22 protein-coding genes are annotated in these 25,483 nt (G+C 42.7%); 17 read left to right on the top strand and 5 right to left on the bottom strand.

What is annotated here, in order from left to right; genetic code table 11:
- Positions 1-74: 74 nt before the first annotated feature.
- Together glnE and hldE are read left to right on the top strand one after the other, a co-directional pair.
- Positions 75-2,933: a bifunctional [glutamate--ammonia ligase]-adenylyl-L-tyrosine phosphorylase/[glutamate--ammonia-ligase] adenylyltransferase gene (glnE, locus tag L3V25_RS06260; protein WP_237294590.1), complete on the top strand. Its 2,859-nt coding sequence runs from the start codon at positions 75-77 to the stop codon at positions 2,931-2,933.
- A gap of 99 nt (positions 2,934-3,032) precedes the next feature.
- A complete protein-coding gene (hldE, locus tag L3V25_RS06265) occupies positions 3,033-4,463 on the top strand; it encodes a bifunctional D-glycero-beta-D-manno-heptose-7-phosphate kinase/D-glycero-beta-D-manno-heptose 1-phosphate adenylyltransferase HldE (protein ID WP_237294591.1) in 1,431 nt (476 codons plus the stop codon).
- Positions 4,464-4,576: 113 nt separating this feature from the next.
- Here the strand turns inward: hldE and tolC are convergent, their stop codons facing one another.
- The gene (gene tolC, locus L3V25_RS06270) at positions 4,577-5,932 is read right to left on the bottom strand and encodes an outer membrane channel protein TolC (RefSeq protein WP_237294592.1); all 1,356 of its coding nucleotides are present in this window, start codon (positions 5,930-5,932) and stop codon (positions 4,577-4,579) included.
- Between the two features lie 230 nt (positions 5,933-6,162).
- On the opposite strand from tolC, the gene nudF reads away from it, so the two are divergent.
- From nudF to parC, 6 genes are all read left to right on the top strand, one after another.
- Positions 6,163-6,789 carry an ADP-ribose diphosphatase gene (nudF, locus tag L3V25_RS06275; protein WP_237294593.1) on the top strand — a complete coding sequence of 209 codons (627 nt, stop codon included), beginning with the start codon at positions 6,163-6,165 and terminating at the stop codon, positions 6,787-6,789.
- A gap of 77 nt (positions 6,790-6,866) precedes the next feature.
- Positions 6,867-7,298, top strand: coding sequence for a DUF1249 family protein (locus L3V25_RS06280; protein ID WP_237294594.1), 432 nt, complete (start codon positions 6,867-6,869; stop codon positions 7,296-7,298).
- A gap of 72 nt (positions 7,299-7,370) precedes the next feature.
- Positions 7,371-8,180: a 3',5'-cyclic-AMP phosphodiesterase gene (gene cpdA / locus L3V25_RS06285; protein WP_237294595.1), complete on the top strand. Its 810-nt coding sequence runs from the start codon at positions 7,371-7,373 to the stop codon at positions 8,178-8,180.
- Between the two features lie 66 nt (positions 8,181-8,246).
- Positions 8,247-8,834, top strand: a complete 588-nt coding sequence (gene yqiA / locus L3V25_RS06290; protein ID WP_237294973.1) for an esterase YqiA — start codon at positions 8,247-8,249, stop codon at positions 8,832-8,834.
- Positions 8,835-9,072: 238 nt separating this feature from the next.
- Positions 9,073-10,959: a DNA topoisomerase IV subunit B gene (parE, locus tag L3V25_RS06295; protein WP_237294596.1), complete on the top strand. Its 1,887-nt coding sequence runs from the start codon at positions 9,073-9,075 to the stop codon at positions 10,957-10,959.
- A 31-nt stretch (positions 10,960-10,990) separates the two neighbouring features.
- Positions 10,991-13,264 (top strand): DNA topoisomerase IV subunit A, encoded by a 2,274-nt coding sequence (gene parC / locus L3V25_RS06300; RefSeq protein ID WP_237294597.1) that lies wholly within the window; start codon positions 10,991-10,993, stop codon positions 13,262-13,264.
- A 103-nt stretch (positions 13,265-13,367) separates the two neighbouring features.
- Here the strand turns inward: parC and L3V25_RS06305 are convergent, their stop codons facing one another.
- From L3V25_RS06305 to zapG, 4 genes are all read right to left on the bottom strand, one after another.
- Complete coding sequence (locus L3V25_RS06305; RefSeq protein WP_237294598.1) at positions 13,368-14,243, bottom strand: DMT family transporter; 876 nt, start codon at positions 14,241-14,243, stop codon at positions 13,368-13,370.
- Positions 14,244-14,268: 25 nt separating this feature from the next.
- Positions 14,269-15,333 (bottom strand): outer membrane-stress sensor serine endopeptidase DegS, encoded by a 1,065-nt coding sequence (degS, locus tag L3V25_RS06310; protein ID WP_237294599.1) that lies wholly within the window; start codon positions 15,331-15,333, stop codon positions 14,269-14,271.
- Between the two features lie 131 nt (positions 15,334-15,464).
- Entirely contained in the window at positions 15,465-16,838 is a 1,374-nt protein-coding gene (locus L3V25_RS06315) for a Do family serine endopeptidase (protein ID WP_237294600.1), read from the bottom strand.
- Between the two features lie 94 nt (positions 16,839-16,932).
- Entirely contained in the window at positions 16,933-17,373 is a 441-nt protein-coding gene (zapG, locus tag L3V25_RS06320) for a Z-ring associated protein ZapG (protein ID WP_237294601.1), read from the bottom strand.
- A gap of 182 nt (positions 17,374-17,555) precedes the next feature.
- On the opposite strand from zapG, the gene zapE reads away from it, so the two are divergent.
- The 9 genes from zapE to metA all read left to right on the top strand — a co-directional run bounded on the left by zapE (position 17,556) and on the right by metA (position 25,338).
- Positions 17,556-18,656, top strand: a complete 1,101-nt coding sequence (gene zapE / locus L3V25_RS06325) for a cell division protein ZapE (RefSeq protein ID WP_237294974.1) — start codon at positions 17,556-17,558, stop codon at positions 18,654-18,656.
- Positions 18,657-18,975: 319 nt separating this feature from the next.
- On the top strand, positions 18,976-19,404 hold the full coding sequence (gene rplM, locus L3V25_RS06330; protein ID WP_017024950.1) for a 50S ribosomal protein L13: 429 nt from the start codon (positions 18,976-18,978) through the stop codon (positions 19,402-19,404).
- 15 nt (positions 19,405-19,419) lie between these two features.
- Positions 19,420-19,812 carry a 30S ribosomal protein S9 gene (gene rpsI, locus L3V25_RS06335; RefSeq protein WP_027697786.1) on the top strand — a complete coding sequence of 131 codons (393 nt, stop codon included), beginning with the start codon at positions 19,420-19,422 and terminating at the stop codon, positions 19,810-19,812.
- 518 nt (positions 19,813-20,330) lie between these two features.
- On the top strand, positions 20,331-20,924 hold the full coding sequence (gene petA / locus L3V25_RS06340) for a ubiquinol-cytochrome c reductase iron-sulfur subunit (RefSeq protein WP_237294602.1): 594 nt from the start codon (positions 20,331-20,333) through the stop codon (positions 20,922-20,924).
- Positions 20,924-22,192: a cytochrome bc complex cytochrome b subunit gene (locus L3V25_RS06345; protein WP_237294603.1), complete on the top strand. Its 1,269-nt coding sequence runs from the start codon at positions 20,924-20,926 to the stop codon at positions 22,190-22,192. The genes petA and L3V25_RS06345 overlap by 1 nt, the downstream gene beginning before the upstream one ends.
- On the top strand, positions 22,189-22,929 hold the full coding sequence (locus L3V25_RS06350; protein ID WP_237294604.1) for a cytochrome c1: 741 nt from the start codon (positions 22,189-22,191) through the stop codon (positions 22,927-22,929). Before L3V25_RS06345 ends, L3V25_RS06350 begins: the two co-directional genes overlap by 4 nt.
- 157 nt (positions 22,930-23,086) lie before the next feature.
- Positions 23,087-23,722, top strand: a complete 636-nt coding sequence (sspA, locus tag L3V25_RS06355; protein ID WP_027697782.1) for a stringent starvation protein SspA — start codon at positions 23,087-23,089, stop codon at positions 23,720-23,722.
- A gap of 2 nt (positions 23,723-23,724) precedes the next feature.
- Positions 23,725-24,210, top strand: a complete 486-nt coding sequence (gene sspB / locus L3V25_RS06360) for a ClpXP protease specificity-enhancing factor (RefSeq protein WP_237294605.1) — start codon at positions 23,725-23,727, stop codon at positions 24,208-24,210.
- Positions 24,211-24,396: 186 nt separating this feature from the next.
- Positions 24,397-25,338, top strand: a complete 942-nt coding sequence (gene metA / locus L3V25_RS06365; protein WP_237294606.1) for a homoserine O-succinyltransferase — start codon at positions 24,397-24,399, stop codon at positions 25,336-25,338.
- Positions 25,339-25,483 lie beyond the last annotated feature (145 nt).

The following is a 25,483-nucleotide window of genomic DNA, read 5'->3' on the forward strand; positions in this document are numbered from 1 at the left end:
CAAACTATCCGCACTTTATCATGCACAAGATAAACGACCAATATAATGGTCTATTAATGAAACAAGGAGTTTCTATGAGTTTGCCTGCTGCGCTACAAGCCCTTTCTGATTCTGCATTCACTACATTGCTTGAGCGTCATTCAAATAGCTTAGAAGATTGGTCACAAGACGAAAAGCAGCAACTCGAAACTGTTTTAGGTCTAAGCGACTTTATTACTGAATCTCTAATGAGCGATGAGACGTTGCTTGAACAGCTGCCTCAACTCCTTAAAGTAAACAAACGTGCTGAGAATTATCGTCAGGAGTTGCAACAACGCTTATCGCAATGTTCCAATGAAATCGAGTTTTTACACCAGCTTCGGTTATTCCGTCGTCAAGAAATGGTGATCATTGCTTGGCGTGATTTTTTGCAACAATGGCCTTTGGAAACGAGCCTACAGCATTTGTCTATGTTGGCAGAGGCGATGATTGTCGAAGTCTACCAATGGCAATATAAAGCATGTTGTGAAGAGTGGGGAACGCCGTGCAACGCGCAAGGAGAAGCCCAACCTATGCTGATTATTGGTATGGGTAAACTCGGCGGTGCTGAGCTGAACTTCTCTTCCGATATTGATTTGATTTTTACCTACCCAGAAAATGGCGAGACTCAAGGTAAGCGTCGCAGCTTAGATAATGCCCAGTTCTTTACTCGCCTAGGTCAACGTGTGATCAAAGCGCTCGATCAGACTACCTTTGATGGATTTTGTTATCGAGTCGACATGCGGTTACGCCCATTTGGTGAAAGTGGTCCATTGGTGATGAGTTATGCTGCACTAGAAGATTATTACCAAGAGCAAGGACGTGATTGGGAACGTTATGCGATGGTGAAAGCTCGCGTTATGGGATGCGAAATGTATCCACAATACCAAGAGTTGCGTCAGATGCTCAGACCGTTTGTGTTCCGTCGTTATATTGATTTTAGTGCGATCCAATCTTTGCGCCGAATGAAGTCGATGATCAGCGCTGAAGTGCGTCGCCGCGGTTTGAGCAATAACATTAAGCTTGGCGCAGGCGGTATCCGTGAAATTGAATTTATCGTGCAAGTTTTTCAATTAATTCGTGGTGGACGAGAGCCGAGTTTGCAAGGGCGAGGTTTGCTGGAAACCTTAACCGCGATTGATGAGCTTGGCTTGCTTGAGTCACATGAAGTGCAAACCTTGCGTGAATCTTATTTATTTCTACGTCGCCTCGAAAACTTATTACAAGCGATTGGTGATAAGCAAACCCAAACCTTGCCAGATGATGAGCTAGACCAGCAGCGTTTAGCCTTTGCCATGTCGATGCCTGATTGGTCTTCACTCATTCAAACTACCTTCCAACACATGCAGAATGTTCATCAGGTTTTTGTTGATTTAATTGGTGAGGAAGAAGAGTCCGAAGATTCGGTTGCACCGCATTTTGTTGAGATGTGGGATATGGCCAGCGAAGCGGATGTCTTAGAAACCATTTTGCAGCAAGATGTTGGTTCGGAACATGCGACGTCTTTATCTGAAGTGATCGTTCGTTTTAAGCAAGATCTTGCCAAAAAGACGCTAGGTCCACGCGGACGTGAAGTACTGGTTCGTTTAATGCCTAAAGTCTTCGAGGCGGTTTTTGCCCATAAAGATGCTCAGTTTGGTTTGGCGAGAGTATTACATCTACTTAATCGAATCGTGACTCGAACCACCTATCTAGAGTTACTCGAAGAACATCCCGGCGCGTTAAAGCAACTAGTGCGCTTGTGTACCGCAAGCCCGATGATTTCTGAAAAGTTAGGCCGCTATCCAATTTTGCTCGATGAATTAATCGACCCTCAGCAATTGTATAACCCGATTGAATTGCATCAATATCGTTCTGAATTGCGAGATTTTCTAGCGCGCATTCCAGAAGATGATATGGAGCAGCAAATGGAAGCGCTGCGCCAATTTAAGCAGATTTGTATTTTGCGGATTGCGGCCGCCGATATTGCAGGAGTACTTCCTGTGATGAAAGTAAGCGATCACTTAACTTACTTGGCTGAAGCGATTGTGGATGCGGTGGTGCAACAGGCATGGCTACAACTGACGGAAAAATACGGTGAGCCGAGTCATTTAGCGGATAGAGAAGGCCGCGGCTTTGCGGTGGTCGGTTATGGCAAAGTAGGTGGTTGGGAGCTAGGGTATAACTCAGATCTCGATGTGGTGTTTTTGCATGATTGCCCAACCAACGTTTATACCACAGGGCAAAAAGAAATTGATGGTCGCCAATTTTACCTAAGGTTGGCGCAACGCATTGTGCATATTTTTTCCGTAAGAACCCCATCAGGAATTCTCTATGAAATGGATACTCGCTTACGTCCATCGGGCGCTTCTGGTTTACTGGCTTGTGCCACAGAAACCTTTGAAGAGTATCAATTACAACAAGCTTGGACTTGGGAGCATCAAGCACTCGTGCGAGCTAGAATGATTTATGGCGATTCTCAATTAGCAGAAAGCTTTAGCCATATTCGACATAAGGTACTTACCCAATCGCGAGATGGTGAAAAACTCCGCCAAGAAGTTAGCGATATGCGGGAGAAAATGCGTGAACACTTAAGCGCTAAGAAGCCGGGGCGTTTTATGCTTAAACAAGATAAAGGCGGCATTACCGATATTGAGTTTTTAGTGCAATATTTGGTGCTGCAACATAGTCATGTTCATTCGCCTTTAACCCAATGGTCGGATAATGTGCGTATTTTGGAAAAAGCCGCCGAACAAGGGCTCATGTCTAAGCAAGACAGCGAGCAATTGACGGAAGCTTATACTTGCTTGCGTGATGAGACGCACCGTAGAAACTTGCTAAACTTAGACGCAGATGTTGATGATGCTTTTTTCATTGAACAAAGAGAGTGTGTGATTGCTCATTGGCAGCATTGGTTTGTTAATCTCGGCGACTAAATACAAGCTTATAAGCCTGTGATATTATCGACATAACAACGTTAATTTTGTCTTAATGGCAGATAAATAGACAAGACCATTAAGCATGCGGAGAACAGTATGAAACCTATTTTGCCCGATTACGCCCAATCTGGTGTATTGATCATTGGTGATGTGATGCTAGACCGTTACTGGTATGGCCCAACAGGTCGTATTTCGCCTGAAGCACCGGTGCCGGTAGTTAAAATTGAAAATAATGAAGAAAGACCGGGTGGCGCAGCAAACGTTGCAATGAATATCGCGGCATTAGGTGGTAATGCAAAATTAGTCGGTTTAACCGGTGAAGATGAACCCGCTCAAGTGTTAAATCAAAAGCTATCGTCACTTAATGTTACTTGTGATTTTGTCACCGTGCCGAATTTACCGACGATTACTAAACTACGAGTGATGAGCCGTGGCCAGCAATTGATTCGTTTAGATTTTGAAGACAGCTTTGAAGATGTTGATTCTAAACCAATGCTAGAGCGTATGGCACAATACCTACCTCAAGTGAAATCATTGATCCTATCTGATTATGGTAAAGGCGCATTAGACGATGTGCAAACCATGATTCAGCAAGCTAAAGCGGCTAATGTTCCTGTGTTTATTGACCCGAAAGGTGCCGACTTTGAACGCTACCGTGGCGCAACCCTACTTACGCCAAACTTATCAGAGTTTGAGTTGGTAGTAGGTAAAACCAAGAACGAACAAGAGCTAGTAGAAAAAGGTTTAGCTCTGATTGAAAAGTTTGATTTCGAAGCGTTATTGGTGACTCGTAGTGAGCATGGCATGACACTACTACGTCGTGGTGAAGAACCTTTCCACCTGCCAACTCAAGCACAAGAAGTGTTTGATGTGACAGGTGCTGGTGATACGGTCATTTCAGTATTAGCCGCTTCGGTTGCCGCTGGTAAAGATTTAAAAGAAGCTTGTGCATTAGCGAATGCAGCAGCAGGTGTTGTGGTTGGTAAACTAGGTACTTCAACGCTATCAACCATTGAATTAGCTGAAGCGATCCATGGTAGTAAAGATACCGATTATGGTGTGATCAGTGAGTCTGCTTTAATTGAAGCGGTCAAACGTGCCCGTGCCCGCGGTGAAAAAGTAGTGATGACTAACGGCTGCTTTGATATTTTGCATGCTGGTCATGTGTCGTATTTAAATAATGCTGCAGAGCTTGGTGATAAGCTCATCGTGGCAGTTAATACTGATGCGTCAGTGAAACGTCTTAAAGGTCCTGGCCGTCCGGTGAACCCTACTGATCGCCGTATGGCAGTGTTAGCCGGACTGGGTGCAGTTGATTGGGTAGTACCGTTTAGTGAAGATACGCCACAACGCTTAATTTCAGAAGTACTACCAAGTATTCTTGTTAAAGGCGGCGATTATAAGCCGGAAGAGATTGCTGGTGGTGAAGAAGTGATTGCGGCTGGCGGTGAAGTCAAAGTATTAAACTTTGAAGATGGCTGTTCAACGTCAGAGATCATCAATGCGATTAAAGGCGGTAAAGGTTAATCCTTTCTGCTTTGAATAACCAAGCTAAAGAGATACAAAAACGCCACTTCAATTGAAGTGGCGTTTTTATTTAAGCGAGAATCAAAAAGCTCTGATTGTTGTCAGATCAGAGATTATGATGGACGTTTAAGACCGGCATTGATATCTAGGATATCTTGCTCGCTCAATGTACCCACCGCTTGTTTTAGTTGAAGTACACTGATTACATAGCTGTAACGTGCATCAGAAAGCTGACGGTTTGCATCATATAGACGACGTGTTGCATCTAATACATCAACGATAGTACGAGTACCCACTTCATAACCCGCTTCCGTTGCTTCTAAAGCAGACTTAGCGGAAACCACAGATTGCTCGTAAGCACGGATTGAGCCAATCGAAGCATTAATGTTGTTGTAGTAAGCACGAACATTTTTCACTACGTTACGGTAAGTCGCTTCTAGTTGCTGACTTGCTGATACGTATTGGTATTGTGCGGTTTTCACGTCGGCGTTGGTTGAGCCACCTTGGTATAGTGGAACCACTAAATTAATACCAATGTTGTAGTCGTTGCTAGTGTAGTTTCCTGCCGCCGTGTGGTCTTTGTGTTCATCAATATCTGAATATTGATAACCACCATCAAGAGTTAGTGATGGTGTATAACCAGATTGAGCTAAAGAAATGTTGCTTTTAGCAATATCTTGCGCAATACGAGCGGTTAATAGATCAAGGTTCTTTTGCTGTGCTTCATCAACCAAGGAATTTTGGTTAGTTTGCGGTACGTTGGCAGCAAAACGTTTGGTATCTAACACGCTTAGATCTTTATGATCTTGGCCCGTGATTTCACGTAGCGCTTCATAGCTGTTAGTCACATCATTTTTTGCCAAGATTTCATCCGCCAATACGCTATCGTATTGTGCTTGCGCATCATGTACGTCAGTGATTGCAGATAGACCAACTTCAAAACGTTGTTTAGTTTGTTCAAGTTGACGACCTACCGCTTTTTTCTCCGCTTGGATAAAGGTTAGGTTGTCTTGAGCTTGCAGTACGTCAAAGTAGGCTTGAGAAACACGCAAAATCATTGCTTGTTGTTCTGCGGCGTAAGCTGAATCTTGTTGGCGAGCATTTTGCTCAGCAATATCTAAATTTACCCAGCTGTCACGACGGTATAATTCTTGAGAGAAATCTATGCCCGCAGTGAAAGCATTTTCTTCTGATGGTGAACCAAAAGTAGGGCCAGAAACAGAGTGTGAACCAGTGTGGTTATTAATATTACGGTTGATATTGTAACCCGCGGTCAAATTAATTTGAGGTAAAAGGTCACCGCGGCTTGACTCGATCGCTTCAAAAGAGGCGTCACGGTCAGCTTTTGAACGTAATAATTGAGGATCGTTTTCTTTTGCTTGATTATAAATCTCTGCCAGATCATCAGCGTGTGCAAGGTGAACGCCACCTAGAGTCAGGCCAATGATAAGTGGAAGCAGTTTTTTCATGGTTCTTTTCCCGCTTATAAAATTAATAGACAACATGGCTTAGATTGTAACCTAAGTAGCTAGAATGTTATGCAAACTTTTACACTATTTTACCATTTGCTATCCAGTTGGATAATAAAATAAGTGAAAATTAAAAAAAACTCAATGTTTATCAAATAAATTTATAACAACGCTTGTTGATTGATTGCTATCGTGATTAGATCATCGATCCGATAAAAAGGAGTTTCACTATGAACTTTAAACCATTTAAGTCGCTTTTTCAGCCTAGTGACGTTCAAATTGAGAGTAAGAAAACGGTATTTAATGGTTTTTTTAAAGTAGTGAAATACACCTTTAAGCATCGTTTATTTGCTGGTGGATGGAGTCAGCCGGTTGTTCGTGAAATGTTTGAACGAGGCCATGCCGCCGCTTTACTAGCTTATGATGCTAAGCGTGATCAAGTGGTATTAATCGAGCAAATTCGAGTCGGCGCACTAGAGCACTCATCACCCTGGCAGTTAGAAATTATTGCCGGTATCAATGATAAGGATGAGCCACTCGATCAAGTGGTTCGACGTGAAGCCAAAGAAGAAGCGGGCATTGAAATTGGCGAAGTGGAACATATTAGCCACTATTACCCTTCGTCTGGCGGCTGCTCTGAAACTTTAGATGTGTTTATTGGCCAAGTCGATGCCAGTTTAGCGTCTGGTGTTCACGGGGTAGATGACGAAGATGAAGATATTCAAGTACATGTAATGAGTCGTCAGCAAGCGTATCAGCTGGTCGAATCTGGTGTGATTGAAAATGGTGCCACTATCATTGCTCTACTATGGTTAGAGTTAAATCATCAAAAGCTCAAACAGCGTTGGGCTGAGTAAAGACAGCTATAGTCGATGAACTATCTCAATGTTTTGATGACTAAAAATATTCAAGAAAAAGGTTTCTAAGGTTATTAATGCAAAAGTTGCAAAAAGCGTATCATGTTGATTTGGCGGGTTTAATGCGAGTGTATGAAACCAATTATGCCAAAATGAATTCTTTACTGCCGTTTGATCCTACGGTAGGGGATACGCGTTCGTATCAAGTTTCGCAAATGGCTTATCAATTAGAAGTAAAAGAGATTACGCGTTACACGACGTTAGTGGATGTTTGTCAATGTGATGCTCGTCCAGTATTTCCACTGCCACGCATGCAAGTACGCTTATATCATGATGCTAGAGTTGCGGAAGTGTGTGCTAGTGAGCAGATTTCGCGGGTAGAAGCGCGTTATGATTATCCTAATAAAAAAATGATGCAAAAAGACGAAAAGTTCCAAGTAAACCAATTTCTTGGTGAGTGGTTAAGCTTTTGTTTAAGGCACGGAATTAGCCGCGCCCCAATTTATTAATTTCAACCCCAACTTATTAATTTCAACCATAGTATATTTGAGTTAGCAGCCTTGAAAAAAGATTCTCCCAATATGATTGAACCAGAGCGTGAAGATATCACCTTGGTTCAAATTACCGATACCCACCTTTTTGCGGATGACAAAGGGGAGTTGCTTGGTGTGAACACCTTAAGTAGCTTTTCTGCGGTGGTTGCTGATATTGAAAAACAAGCACTCGATTACGATGCTTTGATTATGACTGGGGATGTATCGCAAGATCATACCGATGCTTCTTATGCCAATTTTGAGCAAGGTATTGCTCCTTTGAACAAGCATTGCTATTGGTTGCCGGGTAATCACGATTATCAACCAAGCATGCGAAGTGTTTATCCTTCTACCCAAATTCAACAAGATACTCATCTTCTGGTAGGCAAGCATTGGCAAGTCATTTTATTAGATAGCCAAGCAGAAGGTAGTCCACATGGATTTTTGACTGAGCAGCAACTGCAGTACTTATCGGATTGTCTATCTGACTACCCTGACCGTTTTAGCCTAGTGTTATTGCACCATCACCCATTATTGGTAGGTAGTCAGTGGCTTGATCAACATTGCTTACATAACAGCGATGCATTCTGGAAAACGATAGAGCCGTTTAATAATGTGAAAGCGGTATTATGTGGTCATGTTCACCAAGATTTCCATCAAGTTCATCAAGGTGTTGAGGTGCTGACGAGTCCATCGACTTGCATTCAGTTTAAGCCACAATCAAATGATTTTGCCCTTGATAAAGTGGCCCCAGGCTGGCGCTCTTTGATTTTAAAAGCCAACGGTCAGCTTGAGACTCAAGTGTATCGATTGGAGGGAGAGGAGTTCTTACCAAACTTTGAGGCGCAAGGATATTAATCCCCTTAATATTATTTAACTGTACATAAGTGTACAATAGCGCCTCAATCAATAACTGAGGAGTGTATCGTGTCCAAACCTTCAATGTTGCTGTATTTACATGGCTTTAATAGCTCTCCCGGTTCCCATAAAGCCAATGTTATTCGTCAATACTGTCAGCAACATCGCCCTGATATTAAACTCGAAATTCCACAGCTTCCTCATTTTCCGAAACGTGCCGCCGACTACATCGATGCTTTTGTGAGTAACCATCAACGAGATTATAATATTGGCTTGGTTGGCAGTTCATTAGGCGGCTATTTATCTACTTGGCTTAATGATAAATATGGTTGTCGAGCGGTGGTAGTCAATCCTGCGGTTCGTCCTTATGAGTTATTGGTTAACTTCCTTGGTCAACAAACCAACCCTTATACTCAACAGCATTACGTATTAGAACAGAAACATATTTTAGAGCTTAAAGCACTTGAAGTGGCAAGCCTTAGAACGCCACAAGATTTCTGGTTATTACAGCAAGAAGGCGATGAAGTGCTCGATTATCGTCAAGCGGTAGAAAAATATCAGCATAGTCGCTCAACCGTTGAAGTCGGTGGCGATCATAGTTTTGTGAATTTTGAACGTTACCCACAACAAATTATTGAGTTTTTGCAACTGTAGTCTGTTTACCGTTACTGTGTGAAACTCGTATCTTGAGGTTGTTTGGGGATAACTATAGAATCCTTTCTTTCTTTGTGTCTAAATTTGGCTTTATGGCTTTATGGCTTTATGGCTTTATGGCTTTATGGCTTAACTTGACATTGTATATGGGGATACAGAGTATATTTCCAATTAATACTATGTGACATCATTTGTATGCCAAAATGGCTACCATCTTTTTTGAGAATATCTTTTTATTATGACTGAACAATATAATGCTGGTGCGATTGAGGTCCTAAATGGGCTCGAGCCGGTTCGCCGTCGCCCGGGGATGTATACCGATACGGTACGTCCAAACCATCTGGCGCAAGAAGTTATAGATAACAGTGTCGATGAAGCCTTAGCCGGTCATGCCTCTAAAGTGCAAGTGACCCTCCATGCCGACCAATCGATCGAAGTGACCGATGATGGTCGAGGCATGCCAGTCGACATTCACCCTGAAGAGAAAATCTCAGGGGTGGAGCTGATTTTCTGTAAATTGCATGCGGGTGGTAAGTTCTCAAATAAAAACTACCAATTCTCTGGTGGTTTGCACGGGGTAGGTATCTCGGTTGTGAATGCCTTATCTAAACGTGTCGAAGTGACGATTAGACGTGATGCTCAAGTGTATGAAATTGCATTTGAAAACGGCAATAAAGTCTCTGAACTTGAAGTCACCGGTACTTGTGGTCGTCGTAATACTGGAACCAGTGTTCATTTCTGGCCAGATACTTCTTATTTTGATTCAGGCAACTTCTCCGTTAGCCGTTTGGTTAATAACTTACGCGCTAAAGCCGTACTATGCCCAGGTCTTGAAATTGAGTTTATCGATAAAGTTAATGATAAGACTCACAAATGGCTTTATGAAGATGGCCTAAAAGATTACCTAGTTGAAGGGGTGAAAGGCTTCCCAGTGTTGCCTGAAGAACCTTTTACGGGTGAGTTTATCGCGCAAACTGAAGCGGCGAATTGGGCGATTATTTGGTTACCAGAAGGTGGCGATTTAATTACCGAAAGTTACGTTAACCTGATCCCAACCGCTCAAGGTGGTACTCACGTTAATGGTTTACGCCAGGGTTTGCTGGATGCAATGCGTGAGTTCTGTGAATTCCGCAACCTACTGCCACGCGGTGTGAAACTAACCGGTGATGATATTTTTGATCGCTGTGCTTATGTACTGTCTATCAAGATGCAAGATCCACAATTTGCCGGTCAAACCAAAGAGCGTTTATCTTCTCGTCAATCGGCGGCGTTTGTTTCTGGTGTGGTCAAAGACGCTTTCAGCTTATGGCTTAATGAAAAACCGCAAATCGCAGAGTTACTAGCAGAATCTTGTATTGCTAACGCTCATCGTCGTATGCGTGCTAGTAAAAAAGTGGTGCGTAAGAAAGTCGCATCAGGTCCAGCACTGCCGGGTAAATTGACTGACTGCTCAGTACAAGACTTAAACCGTACCGAACTTTTCTTAGTGGAAGGGGACTCGGCGGGCGGTTCAGCCAAGCAAGCTCGTGATCGTGAATTCCAAGCCATCATGCCGCTGCGTGGTAAAATCTTAAATACTTGGGAAGTGTCTTCAGACCAAGTTCTTGCCTCTGATGAAGTTCACAATATCTCGGTTGCATTAGGCATCGACCCAGATACGGATAATCTTGATGGTTTACGCTACGGCAAAATCTGTATTCTTGCCGATGCGGACTCAGATGGTTTGCATATCGCGACACTACTTTGTGCGCTATTTATGCGTCATTTTGAATCTCTGGTTCGTGCTGGTCATGTATATGTTGCCATGCCTCCTTTGTTCCGTATCGACTGTGGTAAAGAAGTCTTCTATGCCCTAGATGAAGCAGAAAAAGATGGCATTTTAGAGCGATTAAGCAATAAGAAAGCCAAAATTAACGTGCAGCGATTTAAAGGTTTGGGTGAGATGAACCCATTGCAACTTCGCGAAACGACCATGGATCCAAACACTCGTCGCTTAGTGCAATTAACCGTTGATGACGATGAGCAAACCATGGAAATGATGGATATGCTACTAGGTAAAAAACGTGCGGAAGACCGTCGTAATTGGCTACAAGCCTACGGTGATCAAGCAGACGTAGAGCTATAAGCCCTTTATAGAAAAGAATTAAGGTTAATCAATGAGTTCTGAAATGACATTTGATGGCGTTGAACAGTTAGCCCTGCGCAAGTTTACTGAAGATGCGTATCTAAACTATTCAATGTACGTAATTATGGACCGTGCCTTACCGTATGTCGGGGACGGCCTCAAGCCAGTACAGCGTCGTATTATTTATGCGATGTCTGAGCTTGGTTTATCCGCTGCAGCTAAATATAAAAAATCCGCTCGTACCGTCGGTGATGTACTAGGTAAATACCACCCTCATGGTGATTCAGCCTGTTATGAAGCCATGGTATTGATGGCTCAGCCGTTTTCTTACCGTTATCCACTGGTTGATGGTCAAGGTAACTGGGGTGCGCCGGATGATCCTAAGTCTTTCGCTGCGATGCGTTATACCGAAGCCAAACTCTCTAAGTTTGCTGAAGTATTGCTCGGTGAACTAGGCCAAGGCACAGTGGAATGGACGCCAAACTTTGATGGCACCATGAAAGAGCCGAAAATGCTGCCGGCGCGTTTGCCGCACATTTTACTTAATGGCATTACCGGTATTGCGGTTGGTATGGCGACGGATATTCCACCACATAACGTGCGTGAAATTGCTGGCGCGGCGGTGCATTTGATTGATAACCCGAAAGCTGACTTGGGCGAAGTGATGGAGCATGTAAAAGGCCCAGACTACCCAACGGAAGCGGAAATCATCTCGGCACCGGCTGATATCGAAAAAATTTATCGCAATGGCCGTGGCAGCATTAAGATGCGTGCGGTATGGCATAAAGAAGGCTCTGATGTAGTTATTACCGCCTTGCCACACCAAGTATCTGGCGCAAAACTGCTTGAGCAAATTGCCAACCAGATGCGAGCTAAAAAGCTGCCGATGGTCGATGATCTGCGTGATGAATCGGATCATGAAAACCCAACTCGTATTGTGATTGTACCGCGTTCAAACCGTGTCGATTGCGATCAGTTAATGAACCACTTATTTGCTTCAACCGATCTTGAGAAAAACTACCGTGTTAACTTAAACATGATTGGTTTAGACAATCGCCCGGAAGTGAAAGGTTTAGTTCAAATTCTGCTTGAGTGGATTGAATTCCGTAAAACCACAGTACGCCGTCGTTTACAACATCGCTTAGACAAAGTACTCGACCGTCTACATATCTTAGAAGGTTTACTGGTTGCTTATCTAAACCTTGATGAAGTGATTGATATTATCCGTACTGAAGATGAGCCCAAAGAAGTGTTAATGGCGCGCTTTGGAATTACGGAAATTCAAGCTAATGCGATTTTAGATACTCGCTTGCGTAACTTAGCCAAGCTTGAAGAAATGAAGCTGCGTGGCGAGCAAGATGAGTTAGAAAAAGAGCGTCAAAAACTAGAGCAACTGCTAGGCTCAGATCGTCGTTTAAATACTTTGATCAAGAAAGAAATCCAAGCGGATGCGGAAAAATACGGTGATGATCGTCGCTCTCCACTGGTTGAACGTGCAGAAGCGAAAGCCTTAACTGAACGTGACTTGATTCCAAGTGAGCCGATTACGGTTGTACTATCTGAAAAAGGTTGGATCCGTCATGCTAAAGGCCATGATGTTGATGCATCGACTCTGAACTATAAATCCGGTGATGGTTATCTTGCTTCAGCGCATGGTAAGAGCAACCAGCCTGCGGTGTTCTTAGGTTCTGATGGGCGTAGTTATTCATTAGAATCGCACTCGCTTCCTTCGGCACGTAGTCAAGGTGAGCCTATTACTGGCCGTTTAGGGATTGCCGAAGGCAGTCAAATTCGCCAAGTCTTGATGGGCGAAGAAGATCAACTATGGCTAATTGCCTCTGATGCCGGCTATGGTTTTGTCTGTAAAGGTGCCGATCTATTATCGAAAAACCGCAGCGGTAAGGCATTGTTAAATCTTCCTGAAAACTCAGAAGTACTACCGCCGAGCCGAGTTTCGGATATCGAGAAAGATGAGATTTTAGTGATCACTAATGATGGCAGAATGCTGCTATTCCCGATCAAAGACCTACCTCAGCTAAGCAAAGGTAAAGGCAATAAGATCATCAACATTCCTTCAGCCAAAGCTAAAGCGCGTGAAGAAGTGGTCTCGCAACTGATTGCTATTCCTTATGGCGTGACGGTGACCTTATATGCAGGCAAACGTAAGCTAGGCTTGAAACCGATTGATTTGGATAACTTCCGAGGTGAACGTGGCCGTCGTGGTGGTAAGCTACCAAGAGGCTTACAACGTGTGACTCGTATTGAAGTCGAATCAAATGCTTCTGGTGATACAGAAGAAGAGTAATCTTCGATAGTTAGTTATATCTAAAAATGCCACTTGGGTTTAACTCAAGTGGCATTTATTTTGTCTCGTGTCTCGTGTCTCGTGTCTCGTGTCTCGTGTCGAGTTATGTCCACATCACTAAAACTGCCGCAATCGCCACCAGAACCAAACCTAAACCATCCTTAATTTTGACTTTTTGCTTTAACCAAAGTACTGAAATCATCATGGTAAAAAAGATTTCAACTTGCCCTAGTGTTTTAACATATGGCACTGCTTCTAGTGACATGGCACTAAACCAACCAATCGATCCTAAACAACTTGTCGTACTGGCAAGAAAGGTTAGTTTGGGACGCTGCCACAAGGCTTGTAAGGTGGATTTGTCGGTTATAAAAATATAAGCCAGTAAGATAAGAGTTTGTATGCTGATCACTAGCCACAACACCCAAGCGGCGTTATAAGGAAAGGGCAAGTTAAGCGATAGACTGGCTTCTCTGATCCACAACGACGTTAAAGCAAATGCACTACCGCAGCATAAACCAAGTAAAACGGTTGAAAGGGAAATGCCTCGAATACCAGAGGTAGTACTTAATAGAAATACCCCGATGCCACCTAAGCAGACGCCCATCCAACCGAGTAGTGATAATTGAGTACCAAAAAACAACATTCCCAAAATAGCGGCAGCTAATGCTTCACTTTTGGCAAGCCCAGCACCAATTGCGTAATTATTGAGTTTAAATAATTGCACCATTAGCGCGGTGGCGAGGATCTGCATTAAAGCGGCAGCAATAACAAAGGAAACAAAGCGAATATTGAATTCAGGTAAAGCGACAGGGTTAGTTTGATAAAGGGCAAAGAGATACAGCGCAGCAATCGGGCTAGCCCATAAAAAGCGAGCTAAGGTGACCCCTAGTGTTTTGACCTCTGCGGATAGTTTACTTTGAAAAGCATTGCGCCAAGACTGCATAAAGGCAGCCATCAAAGTAAACAATATCCATGTCATAATTTGTTTTCTCTTATGTGACTAGTTAATCCCTAGGATCTTCTTCGATGGTGACAGGTAGTGTGACGGTTTTCCCATCGCGCAACACATCAAAATCAACCGTAGTGCCAGGTCTCAATTCGGTGACCATTTCCATAACGCTTTGGCTGTTAAGTACTTTTTTTCCATCAATGGCAACGAGTACATCTTTCTCTTTTAAGCCCGCTTTATCGGCAGGTCCACCTTCTGCAATGCTGAGTACAATGATGCCACTCACATGATCAATACCGAGTAGGCGCGCGGCAACCGCGTTCATGTCTTGGCCATCAATGCCTATGTAACCACGGATAACCCGACCATCGGCAATAATTTTGGTCATGATTTTATAAGCCAAAGGGTAGGGAATAGCGAAAGAGATGCCATAGGTTTCAAGGTCGGTCGCTTGTTGAAATGAAGCGGTATTAATCCCGATAAGCTCACCGCGAGTGTTTACTAATGCGCCCCCTGAGTTACCTTTATTAATAGCCGCATCCGTTTGGATAAATGCTTGACGGCCATCGGCGCTAACAGAGGAGCGACCAATAGCCGAAATAATACCAAATGTGGTGGTTTGACCTAGGTTGTAAGGGTTACCGATTGCTAAAACAATATCACCAACTTTGGTTTTACTGTGCGAGTTTTGTGGAATAACCGGTAGATTGGTCATTTCAACTTTGAGTACCGCAATATCGGTTTGCTTATCGGTGCCGACTAATTGAGCGCTCGATACTCGGCCATCTTGCAATGCGACCACGATTTGATCGGCCTGTGCGACGACGTGGTAGTTGGTAATGATATAGCCTTTATCTGAGACAATAACTCCAGAGCCAAGTCCTTGAGTTTTAAGCTTTAAGCGATCACCTTCTACATATTGACGACTGTAAATATTCGCCACCGCAGGGCCTGCGCGATGTACCGCGTGGCTGAATGAAACTTGCACATCATTGATATTTTCAGCTTTAGATTCGCTTTCGATATGAACTAAATCCTGACGTAATGAGGGAACGGCAATAAGAATGACCGCTGCTGTTGCTAGCCCGATAAGAATAGGTCGAAGCAAAAATTTAAGCATTTTTTCCTCAAATAGGCAGAATTAGAAAAGAGATGATTTGGCAAAGAATAGCACTGGATGGAAAGCAAAGAAAAGAGAAGTTTACAGGGAAACTTCTCTTTCAGTGAGGCTTTATGCTGTTTGAGAGGATTCTATTTCACCACAAGATAAATGGTTCGATCGCCTCGTTGAATATTTAAAGCCAGAATATTGGTTTTTTGATCGAGCACTTTTTTCATTTGCGCTAGGTTTTTCACGCGAGTTCGATTGACACCAATAATAATGTCGCCTTGTTGTAGTTGGTAGGCTTCGGCAGGCGAACCTTTGGCAATATCGGTAATTTTAATCCCTGAAATAGCATCACTACTATCGGTATTACTGAATTTCGCCCCTTCTAGTCCTGGGTGAATATCACTGGCACTAGCTTGAATTTGTTCGGCTTCGCCAAGGGTCACGGTTTTAGATAACGCTTTACCATCACGAATTAAGCCAAGTTTGACAGTTTTGCCCGCTCCTATGGTAGCGATTTTCGCTCTAAGCTCTCCGAAAGTATCAATGTTTTTATCATTTATTGAAGTGATCACATCGCCCGCTTGTAGGCCAGCTTTCTCGGCTGCACTGTCTGGCAGTACTTGGCTGACAAATGCACCTTTACTACTGTTATAACCCATGGCTTCAGCAAGATCTGGTGTAATTTCTCCACCTTGAATCCCCAAAATGCCACGTTTTACGCCGCCGAATTCAATAATTTGCTCGGTTAGGTTTTTCACCATGTTGGAGGGAATGGCAAACCCAATACCTACATTACCTCCACTTGGCCCAAGGATAGCGGTATTGATCCCGACGAGTTCACCGTTGAGGTTCACCAGTGCGCCGCCTGAGTTACCGGTATTGATAGCCGCATCGGTTTGAATAAAGTTTTCAAAGTTCTCAATGTTAAGCCCACTACGTCCTAGCGCAGAAATAATGCCCGAGGTTACGGTTTGCCCAAGTCCAAATGGGTTGCCTATCGCCACTGCAAAATCACCGACACGCAATTGATCGGAGTCGGACATTTTTATTTGTACTAAGTCGGATACTTTTTTGTCGAGTTTGATGATCGCAATATCGGATAACTTATCGCCACCAATTAACGTAGCTTTCACTTCTCGTCCATCTGACAGTGCCACGAGAATTTTATCGGCATCATTGATGACATGGTAGTTAGTGACGATGTAGCCATTTTTAGCATCAATAATAACCCCAGAGCCTAGTCCTCTAAATTGTCTCTCAGGTAGAGATTGCGCAGGAAAGTCAGGGCCGAAGAAAAAGCGAAATTGCTCAGGAATAGATTGATTGCTGGCGTTTTTTTTACCCTCAACCAACACCGAGACAACCGCAGGCGTCACTTGTTCTAGCATAGGTGCTAGGCTGGGCATTTGTTGACCATTGACTGAATTAGGAAGGCTTGCTGAAGCTGAAACCGGGGTAAAGATAGCGCTGAGGCTTAGTGAGATAGCGCTCAAAACAAGTAAAGGTTTTTTCATTCTAATACTCCTTTATTGAACAAAATCAATATCAAGGGATTAGAACTAAAAACCTTTACAAAGTTCCCAAAATGAACCGTTTAATGAGCGCTATTTATGACGCTTTATTCAACTCTGGAGAATCAACATAAGTCTTTGGTTGTTCTTTTAATAACCCCGTTGAGCCATTAGCGTAGTCTTTAGGTTGAATCTCAGGTGCTTCTTCAGGCTTACTACGTTCTTCAGATGGTGCTTCAGTAGTTTGAGTGATAAATGGATTATCTTGCTTGGGAATATTTGGCAATAGATCAGTTGAAGTCTGTGCCATGTGTTGATAAAGCTTAGTGTAATTTTTACCAAGAGTATCAAGCATTTCAGCGGCATTTGAAAAGTGATCAGAAAGATCTTGGCGATGCTGCTCTAGTTCAAATTTAGCAGTCTCGAGTTCTTTTTGTAGTTGTTTGTGTTTCTTGTACTCAGGCGTCATTAAGCGGGCAACGATAATGCCGATAATGATACCGATAACCAAACCTACTGCAGCATAAAGAAAAGCCATATAAGCTCCTTACTATTGATTTTTAACATGTTTATTACGACGTGTTATACATGTTTGCAATACATGGTACTATGAGATTCTTGCTCTATAAAGCAAAAACTGCCCTTAAAAACGTCTAACGTAGATGGGCTGATTTTTCTCAACATTCCACTTTATTTCGTATTCATGGATGACATTGAATGATGACGCCTAAGCAAAAGTATCAGCACGACATTGAACATTCTGGGTTTCAATATGACCCAGCGCAACAATATGCCGTTGAGAAACTGGATCAACTTTATCACCAATTTCTTGAGTATGTATCAACTCCACCAGAAAAACCGAGTTTATTTTCAAAATTGTTAGGTCGGAAGGCTCAAGTCACCATTCCTAAAGGGCTATATTTTTGGGGCGGGGTAGGTCGTGGTAAAACTTATCTGATGGATTTGTTTTTTGATGCGTTGCCTTATGAAAAAAAGAGCCGCATGCACTTTCATCGCTTTATGCAAAAGGTGCATGCTGAGCTTTCTAGTTTAAAAGATGTCAGCGATCCGTTGCAGGTCGTCGCTGATAGGTTTAAGCAGCAAGCGGATATCATTTGTTTTGATGAATTTTTTGTTTCCGATATCACTGATGCAATGATTTTGGGGACTTTGTTTGAAGCGCTATTTGAGCGTGGCATTGTGCTTGTGGCGACATCAAATATTCCGCCTAAAGATTTATATCGTAATGGCTTACAACGCGCCCGCTTTCTACCGGCCATTAAGCTGATTGAACAGCAATGTATCGAAGTGAATATTGATAGCGGTATTGATTATCGAATGCGAACGCTTGAACAAGCTGAAATTTACCACTTCCCATTAGACGAAAAAGCGCAGGCCAATTTAGAGCATTATTATTCGCAACTCAGCCGAGATGAATGTCGAGACACTAAATCTGTCGAGATTAATAATCGTAATATTGAGGTTAAAGGCGCATGTGATGGCGTGTTGTATGCCAGTTTTTCTCAGCTTTGTGAAAGCTCGCGTAGTCAGTCTGACTATATTGAAATGTCTCGCCTGTACCACACAGTCTTACTTTCTGAAGTGAAGCAAATGGGGCGTAATCGAGATGATGCGGCACGCCGGTTTATTGCTTTGGTGGATGAGTTTTATGAGCGTAATGTGACGTTAATTATTTCAGCGGAAGTGGCACTAGAGTCTTTATATAGTGAAGGGCAGCTTGAATTTGAATTTCAGCGGTGCCAATCACGTTTAATCGAGATGCAGAGTCTTGATTACTTAGCCAATGAACACTTGGCTTAATATAGGGTTGTGGGTCAGTGCAGGCTAGATTTCTATACTAAAATATAGAATTAACTAGTGATTCATCGGTTTTTATAATTAATCTCAGTTTTTTGGTAAAAATAGATGATTTTTCCCTCACTCTTCTCTATAATCCTGCGACCCACCGTTACTGCAGGCTAAGTTCTATGAACGAAGCCGAGAGTACCAACGACTCGAAGGGGTGATGAATGGGACTCTTAGACAGTGGGAATAAGCTTTTAGAGCTTCTTATCCTAAGGGTAATAAGCGGTTGCTTGTTCCTTAAACTATGAATTTAAATTAAACGGGTATTATTAGCATGAAAACTTTCGTTGCTAAACCAGAAACTGTAAAACGCGACTGGTATGTTGTAGACGCTGAAGGTAAAACTCTTGGCCGTCTAGCAAGTGAAATTGCATCTCGCCTACGTGGCAAACACAAAGCTGAGTACACTCCTCACGTTGACACTGGTGATTACATCATCGTTGTAAACGCTGAGAAAGTAGCTGTTACAGGTAACAAAGCGAAGGGTAAAATCTATTACCGTCACTCTGAGTTCCCTGGTGGCCTAAAATCAATCTCTTTCGAAAAACTGATTGATAAGAAGCCAGAAATGGTTATTGAACTAGCTGTTAAAGGTATGCTACCACGTGGTCCTCTTGGCCGTGCTATGTACCGTAAGCTAAAAGTTTACGCTGGCGCTGAGCACAACCATGTTGCTCAACAACCACAAGTACTAGACATCTAATCGAGGATTATCGAAATGGCAGAGAATCAATACTACGGCACTGGCCGTCGCAAAAGCTCAGCTGCTCGTGTTTTCATCAAACCAGGCAGCGGCAACATCGTAATCAACAAACGTGACCTAGACACCTACTTCGGTCGTCCAACTTCACGTATGGTTGTTAAACAACCTCTTGAACTTGTTGAAATGGTAGAGAAACTTGACCTATACATCACTGTTAAAGGTGGTGGTATTTCTGGTCAAGCTGGTGCGATCCGTCACGGTATCACACGCGCTCTTATGGAATACGATGAAACACTACGTCCTGCTCTACGCGCAGCTGGCTATGTTACGCGTGACGCTCGTTGCGTTGAACGTAAGAAAGTTGGTCTACGTAAAGCACGTCGTAAACCACAATTCTCTAAGCGTTAATTTTCTCTACAGAGTTTTCTCTGTATTGCAAAATCAACGTCACCAGTTTTCTGGTGTGTGGTTACAAAAGCTCGGCTTCGGTCGGGCTTTTTTGTGTCTGTAATAAATGTATCTTTTTTATTACTCCTGTTTTTCTAAACCCACCTTAAAATCTAAATGTTACATAATGTGTCATTTAGGCTTGATTATCTTGCAATATCCGACTGATTTCCGACCTTTTAGGCTTTCTGGTTATTCTTCATCCTCTTGTATTTAGGCTTTTTGGGCGCTTTTGTGAAGTCCTAAACAAATATGGGTCACAGATGTTACTAAAAGGTAGCTTTACCTTGTCTCTATGTAGCGGTTTCTTTATCATTTAAAAGAATTTTTATAAACATGTGCATGATAATAAGCATATTAATGTCGATGCTACTAAATCGATTTTAAAAAAATGAAAATGCACGTTAAGAGTACAAAGGTCGCAAGATCTAAGGATTGGGTTACTCTTTTGTATTTAATACAGATTGGGAGATGTTTGGATGAGCAATGCGCCTATCAATAATGGCCGTCGGCGCTTTTTGACTGCCACCACTGCGGTTGTAGGTGGAATAGGGGCTGTGGCTGTAGCCGTGCCTTTTATTAAATCTTGGAATCCAAGTGAAAGAGCAAAAGCGGCTGGTGCTCCAGTTGAAGTCGATGTAAGTAAAATAGAAGAAGGTCAGCTGGTTCGTGTTGAATGGCGAGGCAAACCGGTTTGGGTTGTACGTCGTTCTCAAAGCACCTTAGAGCAACTAGAGGCGTTGGATGATAAGCTTCGTGATCCTGCATCAGAGCAAGAGCAACAACCTAGTTACGCTCAAAATAAATATCGTTCAATAAAGCCTGAATACTTTGTTGCGGTTGGTATTTGTACCCACCTTGGTTGTTCACCAACTTATCTACCAGACACTTTTAGTGAGCAAGTTCAAGGCGTGAAATCAGGCTTTTTCTGTCCATGTCATGGTTCAAAATTTGATTTGGCGGGGCGTGTATTCCAAGGGGTACCGGCACCGTTAAACCTAGTGGTTCCAGAGCATGGCTATTTGAGTGATACACGGATTATCATTGGCGAAAGTCGTGAGGAGGGAGCCTGATGCAAGCCTTACTTGATTGGGTAGAAAAACGTCTACCTGCGATGGATGCTTATAAAAAGCACTTATCTGAATATCCAATGCCGAAGAACTTCAACTTTTGGTACCTTTTTGGTTCTTTAGCTATGTTGGTACTGGTTAACCAGATCCTTACCGGCATCTGGCTAACCATGAACTATGTTCCTTCTGGCGATGGCGCTTTTGCCTCGGTGGAATACATCATGCGTGATGTGGAATATGGTTGGTTACTCCGTTATATGCACTCAACCGGCGCTTCTGCGTTCTTCGTTGTGGTGTATTTACACATGTTCCGTGGCCTTATCTACGGTTCGTATCAAAAGCCACGTGAGTTATTGTGGATCTTCGGTATGTTGATCTTCTTAGTGTTGATGGCTGAAGCTTTCATGGGTTACTTGCTACCTTGGGGACAAATGTCTTACTGGGGTGCTCAGGTAATCATTTCTCTATTTGGTGCCATTCCGGTTATTGGTGATGATTTAACGCTATGGATTCGTGGTGACTACGTTATCTCTGGCGCGACATTAAACCGCTTCTTCGCACTGCACGTGATTGCATTACCGATTGTATTGTTGCTATTGGTTGTTTTACACGTACTAGCCTTGCACGAAGTAGGTTCAAACAACCCAGATGGTATTGATACTAAGATCCCGAAAGCGCCAGATGATAACGGCGAACATAAGACTCAGTTTAAATTCCATAAGCAGTTTACCAAGAAATACAACATCATCGACTCGGTTCCTTTCCATCCTTATGGCACGGTTAAAGACTTAGTAGGTGTGGCTGGTTTCTTATTCTTCTTTAGTTATGTGTTGTTCTTTAACCCAGAGATGGGTGGGTACTTCCTTGAGCCGCCTAACTTTGAAGCTGCTAACCCGCTGAAAACACCTGAGCACATTGCACCGGTATGGTATTTCACACCGTTCTACGCAATTTTACGTGCGGTTCCTGATAAATTATTAGGTGTAGCGGCAATGGGCGCATCGATTCTGTTTCTATTCTTACTACCTTGGTTTGACCGTTGTAAAGTGCGTTCATACCGCTACCGTAGCAAGTGGCACTTATTGAATATTATCCAGTTTGTGGTGTGTTTCATTGGCCTAGGTATTTTAGGTACTTTACCTGCAACAACTCTGTATACCCTGTTATCACAGATCTTTAGCCTAGGATATTTCATGTTCTTCGTTCTACTGTATTTCTATAGTAAAAATGAAGCGACGAAACCATTGCCAGAGAGGGTAACATTCAAATGAAAAAGTGGATTGTAGGACTTTTGACTATTATGTTGCCATTCTCAGTAATGGCAGCAGGTGGAAATGTACATTTAGACAGTGCTAATAATGACTTAACAGACAAGGCATCTTTGCAACGTGGTGCTAAAACCTTTATGAGTTATTGTGCCGCATGTCATTCAACGCAATATCAACGTTATCAGCGTGTTGCGACAGATTTGGGTATTCCTGATGATTTAATGATGGAAAACCTAGTGTTTGATCCTAATGCGAAAATCGGTGACTTGATGACCAATGCTATTCCAGCAGAAGACGCTGGTAAATGGTTTGGTACGCCTCCACCGGATTTAACTTTAGTCGCTCGAGTGCGTGGTGTTGATTGGTTGTACACTTACTTGCGCAGCTTTTACGCTGACCCATCTCGTCCATTTGGGGTGAATAACACAACTTTCCCTAATGTTGGTATGCCACATGTACTTGAAGGCTTACAAGGGATCCCTGAGCCAGTGCTTGAAACCACAGTCGTTGATGGTGAAGAGCATAAAGTCGTCACGGGAACTAAAATCGTCAAAATGGGTGAGTTAACCACAGAAGAGTATGACAATACTGTCCGTGATTTAGTTAACTTCCTTGAGTATTCTGGCGACCCTGTGAAGCTTGAACGCCATGCACTAGGTTGGTGGGTAATGGCTTTCTTAGTGATCTTTACCATCGTAGTGGTCTTACTGAAGAAAGAATACTGGCGTGATGTTCACTAATAGCCAAGGCTTGTTGAGCTATAATCAATAAGCCTTGGGAATAAAAATTAGCCTGAATGTAAACATTTGTGCTAAAATTCCTTGCTAATTTTTATGTAATGGGGGCATTGAGCCTCCATTCTTTTTTATTTTTTTAAGTGTGCTGGAGGGCTTCTCAATGGCTGTAGCTGCCAATAAACGTTCTGTGATGACTCTATTTTCAAGTGCTTCAGATATGTATAGCCATCAGGTTCGTATTGTTCTAGCCGAAAAAGGGGTTAGTGTTGAAGTTGAGTTAGTTGAAGAAGATAACTTACCAACTGAACTTATTGAATTAAACCCTTATAAGTCAGTTCCGACTCTAGTCGATCGTGAGCTTGCACTATATAACTCAAATATCATCATGGAATACCTTGATGAACGTTTCCCTCACCCACCTTTGATGCCGGTTTATCCTGTTGCTCGTGGTAATAGTCGTTTGATGATGTACCGTATTGAGCGTAACTGGTATTCACAAGCTGAGAAAATTGTTTCAGGTACACCTGAGGAAGCGGAAGCAGCTCGTACTAAGCTACGTAATGACTTGTTAACTTTAGCCCCTGTTTTTGCTGAATATGAGCACTTTATGAGTGAAGAATTTAGCTTAATCGACTGCTACTTAGCACCATTACTATGGCGTCTACCGACATTCGGTATTGAGCTATCAGGCCCGGGTTCAAAAGAGTTAAAAATCTACATGAGCCGCGTATTTGAGCGTGATTCATTCTTAGCTTCATTAACAGAAGCTGAACGAGAAATGCGTTTGGTTCGTTAATCATGGATATGGACAAAATGACACCAAGACGCCCTTATTTGGTGCGCGCGTTTTATGAATGGTTAGTGGATAATGAACTGACGCCACACTTAGTGGTGGAAGCAACATTACCTGGTGTTCGTGTACCGGTAGAGTTTGTGCAAGACGGACAAATTATTTTGAATGTTGCGCCACGAGCGGTTGGTAATTTAGAAATCAGCAATGATGCCATTATGTTCAATGCTCGCTTTAGTGGTCGTCCACATTCAGTCATTGTTCCTATGTATGCGGTACAGGCTATCTATGCACGTGAAAATGGCGCTGGAACGATGTTTGAACCAGAAGATGCTTACACGGCTGAAATGGAAGCGGGTATCGAAGAAGAGCCAGTATCTTCACTATCAAGTGTCGATGGCTCAAGTGATGAAGCTCCTGAAACGTCAAGTACTGATGAACTTGAAGCTCCGGCTAAACCTAAAGGTCGTCCGAGTTTAACTATCGTTAAGTAGTGATAACTAAATCATTTCATTTTCAAAAGCAGCGCACTTAATGCGCTGCTTTTTTTTGCGCTAAACTTAATCTAATGAGTCTAAATAAGCTCGAAAGACCTTCTAAATATTCCTTCTCGACATTCCGCTTTGTCTTGATATACTCGTAGGTGTTTAGACGTCTAGATTGCTTATGGAGAGAGTGCAATGCCAATCAAGATTCCCGATCAACTTCCTGCTTCTGATATCTTACGTCAGGAAAGAATCTTTATTATGTCGGAGACGCGTGCGACTACGCAGATGATCCGTCCACTTAAAGTGTTGATCTTAAATTTGATGCCGAAAAAAATTGAGACGGAAACTCAGTTCTTACGTTTACTTTCAAACAGTCCGCTGCAAGTTGATATTGAACTGCTGCGTATTGATGATCGCCCAAGTAAAAATACCCCAACCGAACATTTGAATAATTTTTATCGCCAATTTGATACGGTAAAAAATCGAAACTTTGATGGTTTGATTATTACTGGCGCGCCATTGGGGCTAGTGCAATTTGAAGATGTGGCTTACTGGGATCATTTACAGACGATAATGTCATGGGCTAAAGATCACGTGACTTCTACATTATATGTTTGTTGGGCAGCTCAGGCGGCCTTAAAGCTTCTGTATAACTTGCCGAAACGTACGCGTAAAGAGAAGTTGTCAGGTGTCTATCACCATGATGTCGTGAGCGAGTTTCATCCGGTAGTCAGAGGCTTTGATGATAACTTCTTAGCGCCTCATTCTCGCTATGCTGACTTTACTGCGGAATACTTATCTGAACATACGGATTTAGATATCTTAGCCACTTCTGATGATGCTGGTGTATATCTCGCGAGTAGTAAAGATAAGCGACATGTATTTGTCACAGGGCACCCTGAATATGATGCTCATACTCTACACAATGAATATGTACGAGATTTAGCAGAAGGGATGGATCCGGCAATTCCAGTGAACTACTACCCAAATGACAACCCAGATAACCCACCTATTGCCAGCTGGCGAAGTCATGGTCATTTGTTGTTTTCTAACTGGTTAAATTACTGTGTTTACCAGCAAACGCCTTACGATCTTGACCATTTCTCGATAGAGAATTTCACCAAAGACGATTGATTCAGAAAGTCTTAGTACAAATTAGTATCTATAAACCTAGTAGCAATAGACCTAGTAGCAATAAAAAAAGCAGCATAACTATTTGGAATGATTCCTTAACGTTATGCTGCTTTTTTTGTGAAGCTAATAAGCTAATTTATTTGCT

Source organism: Vibrio sp. CK2-1, from assembly GCF_021726515.1.
GTDB lineage: Bacteria > Pseudomonadota > Gammaproteobacteria > Enterobacterales > Vibrionaceae > Vibrio.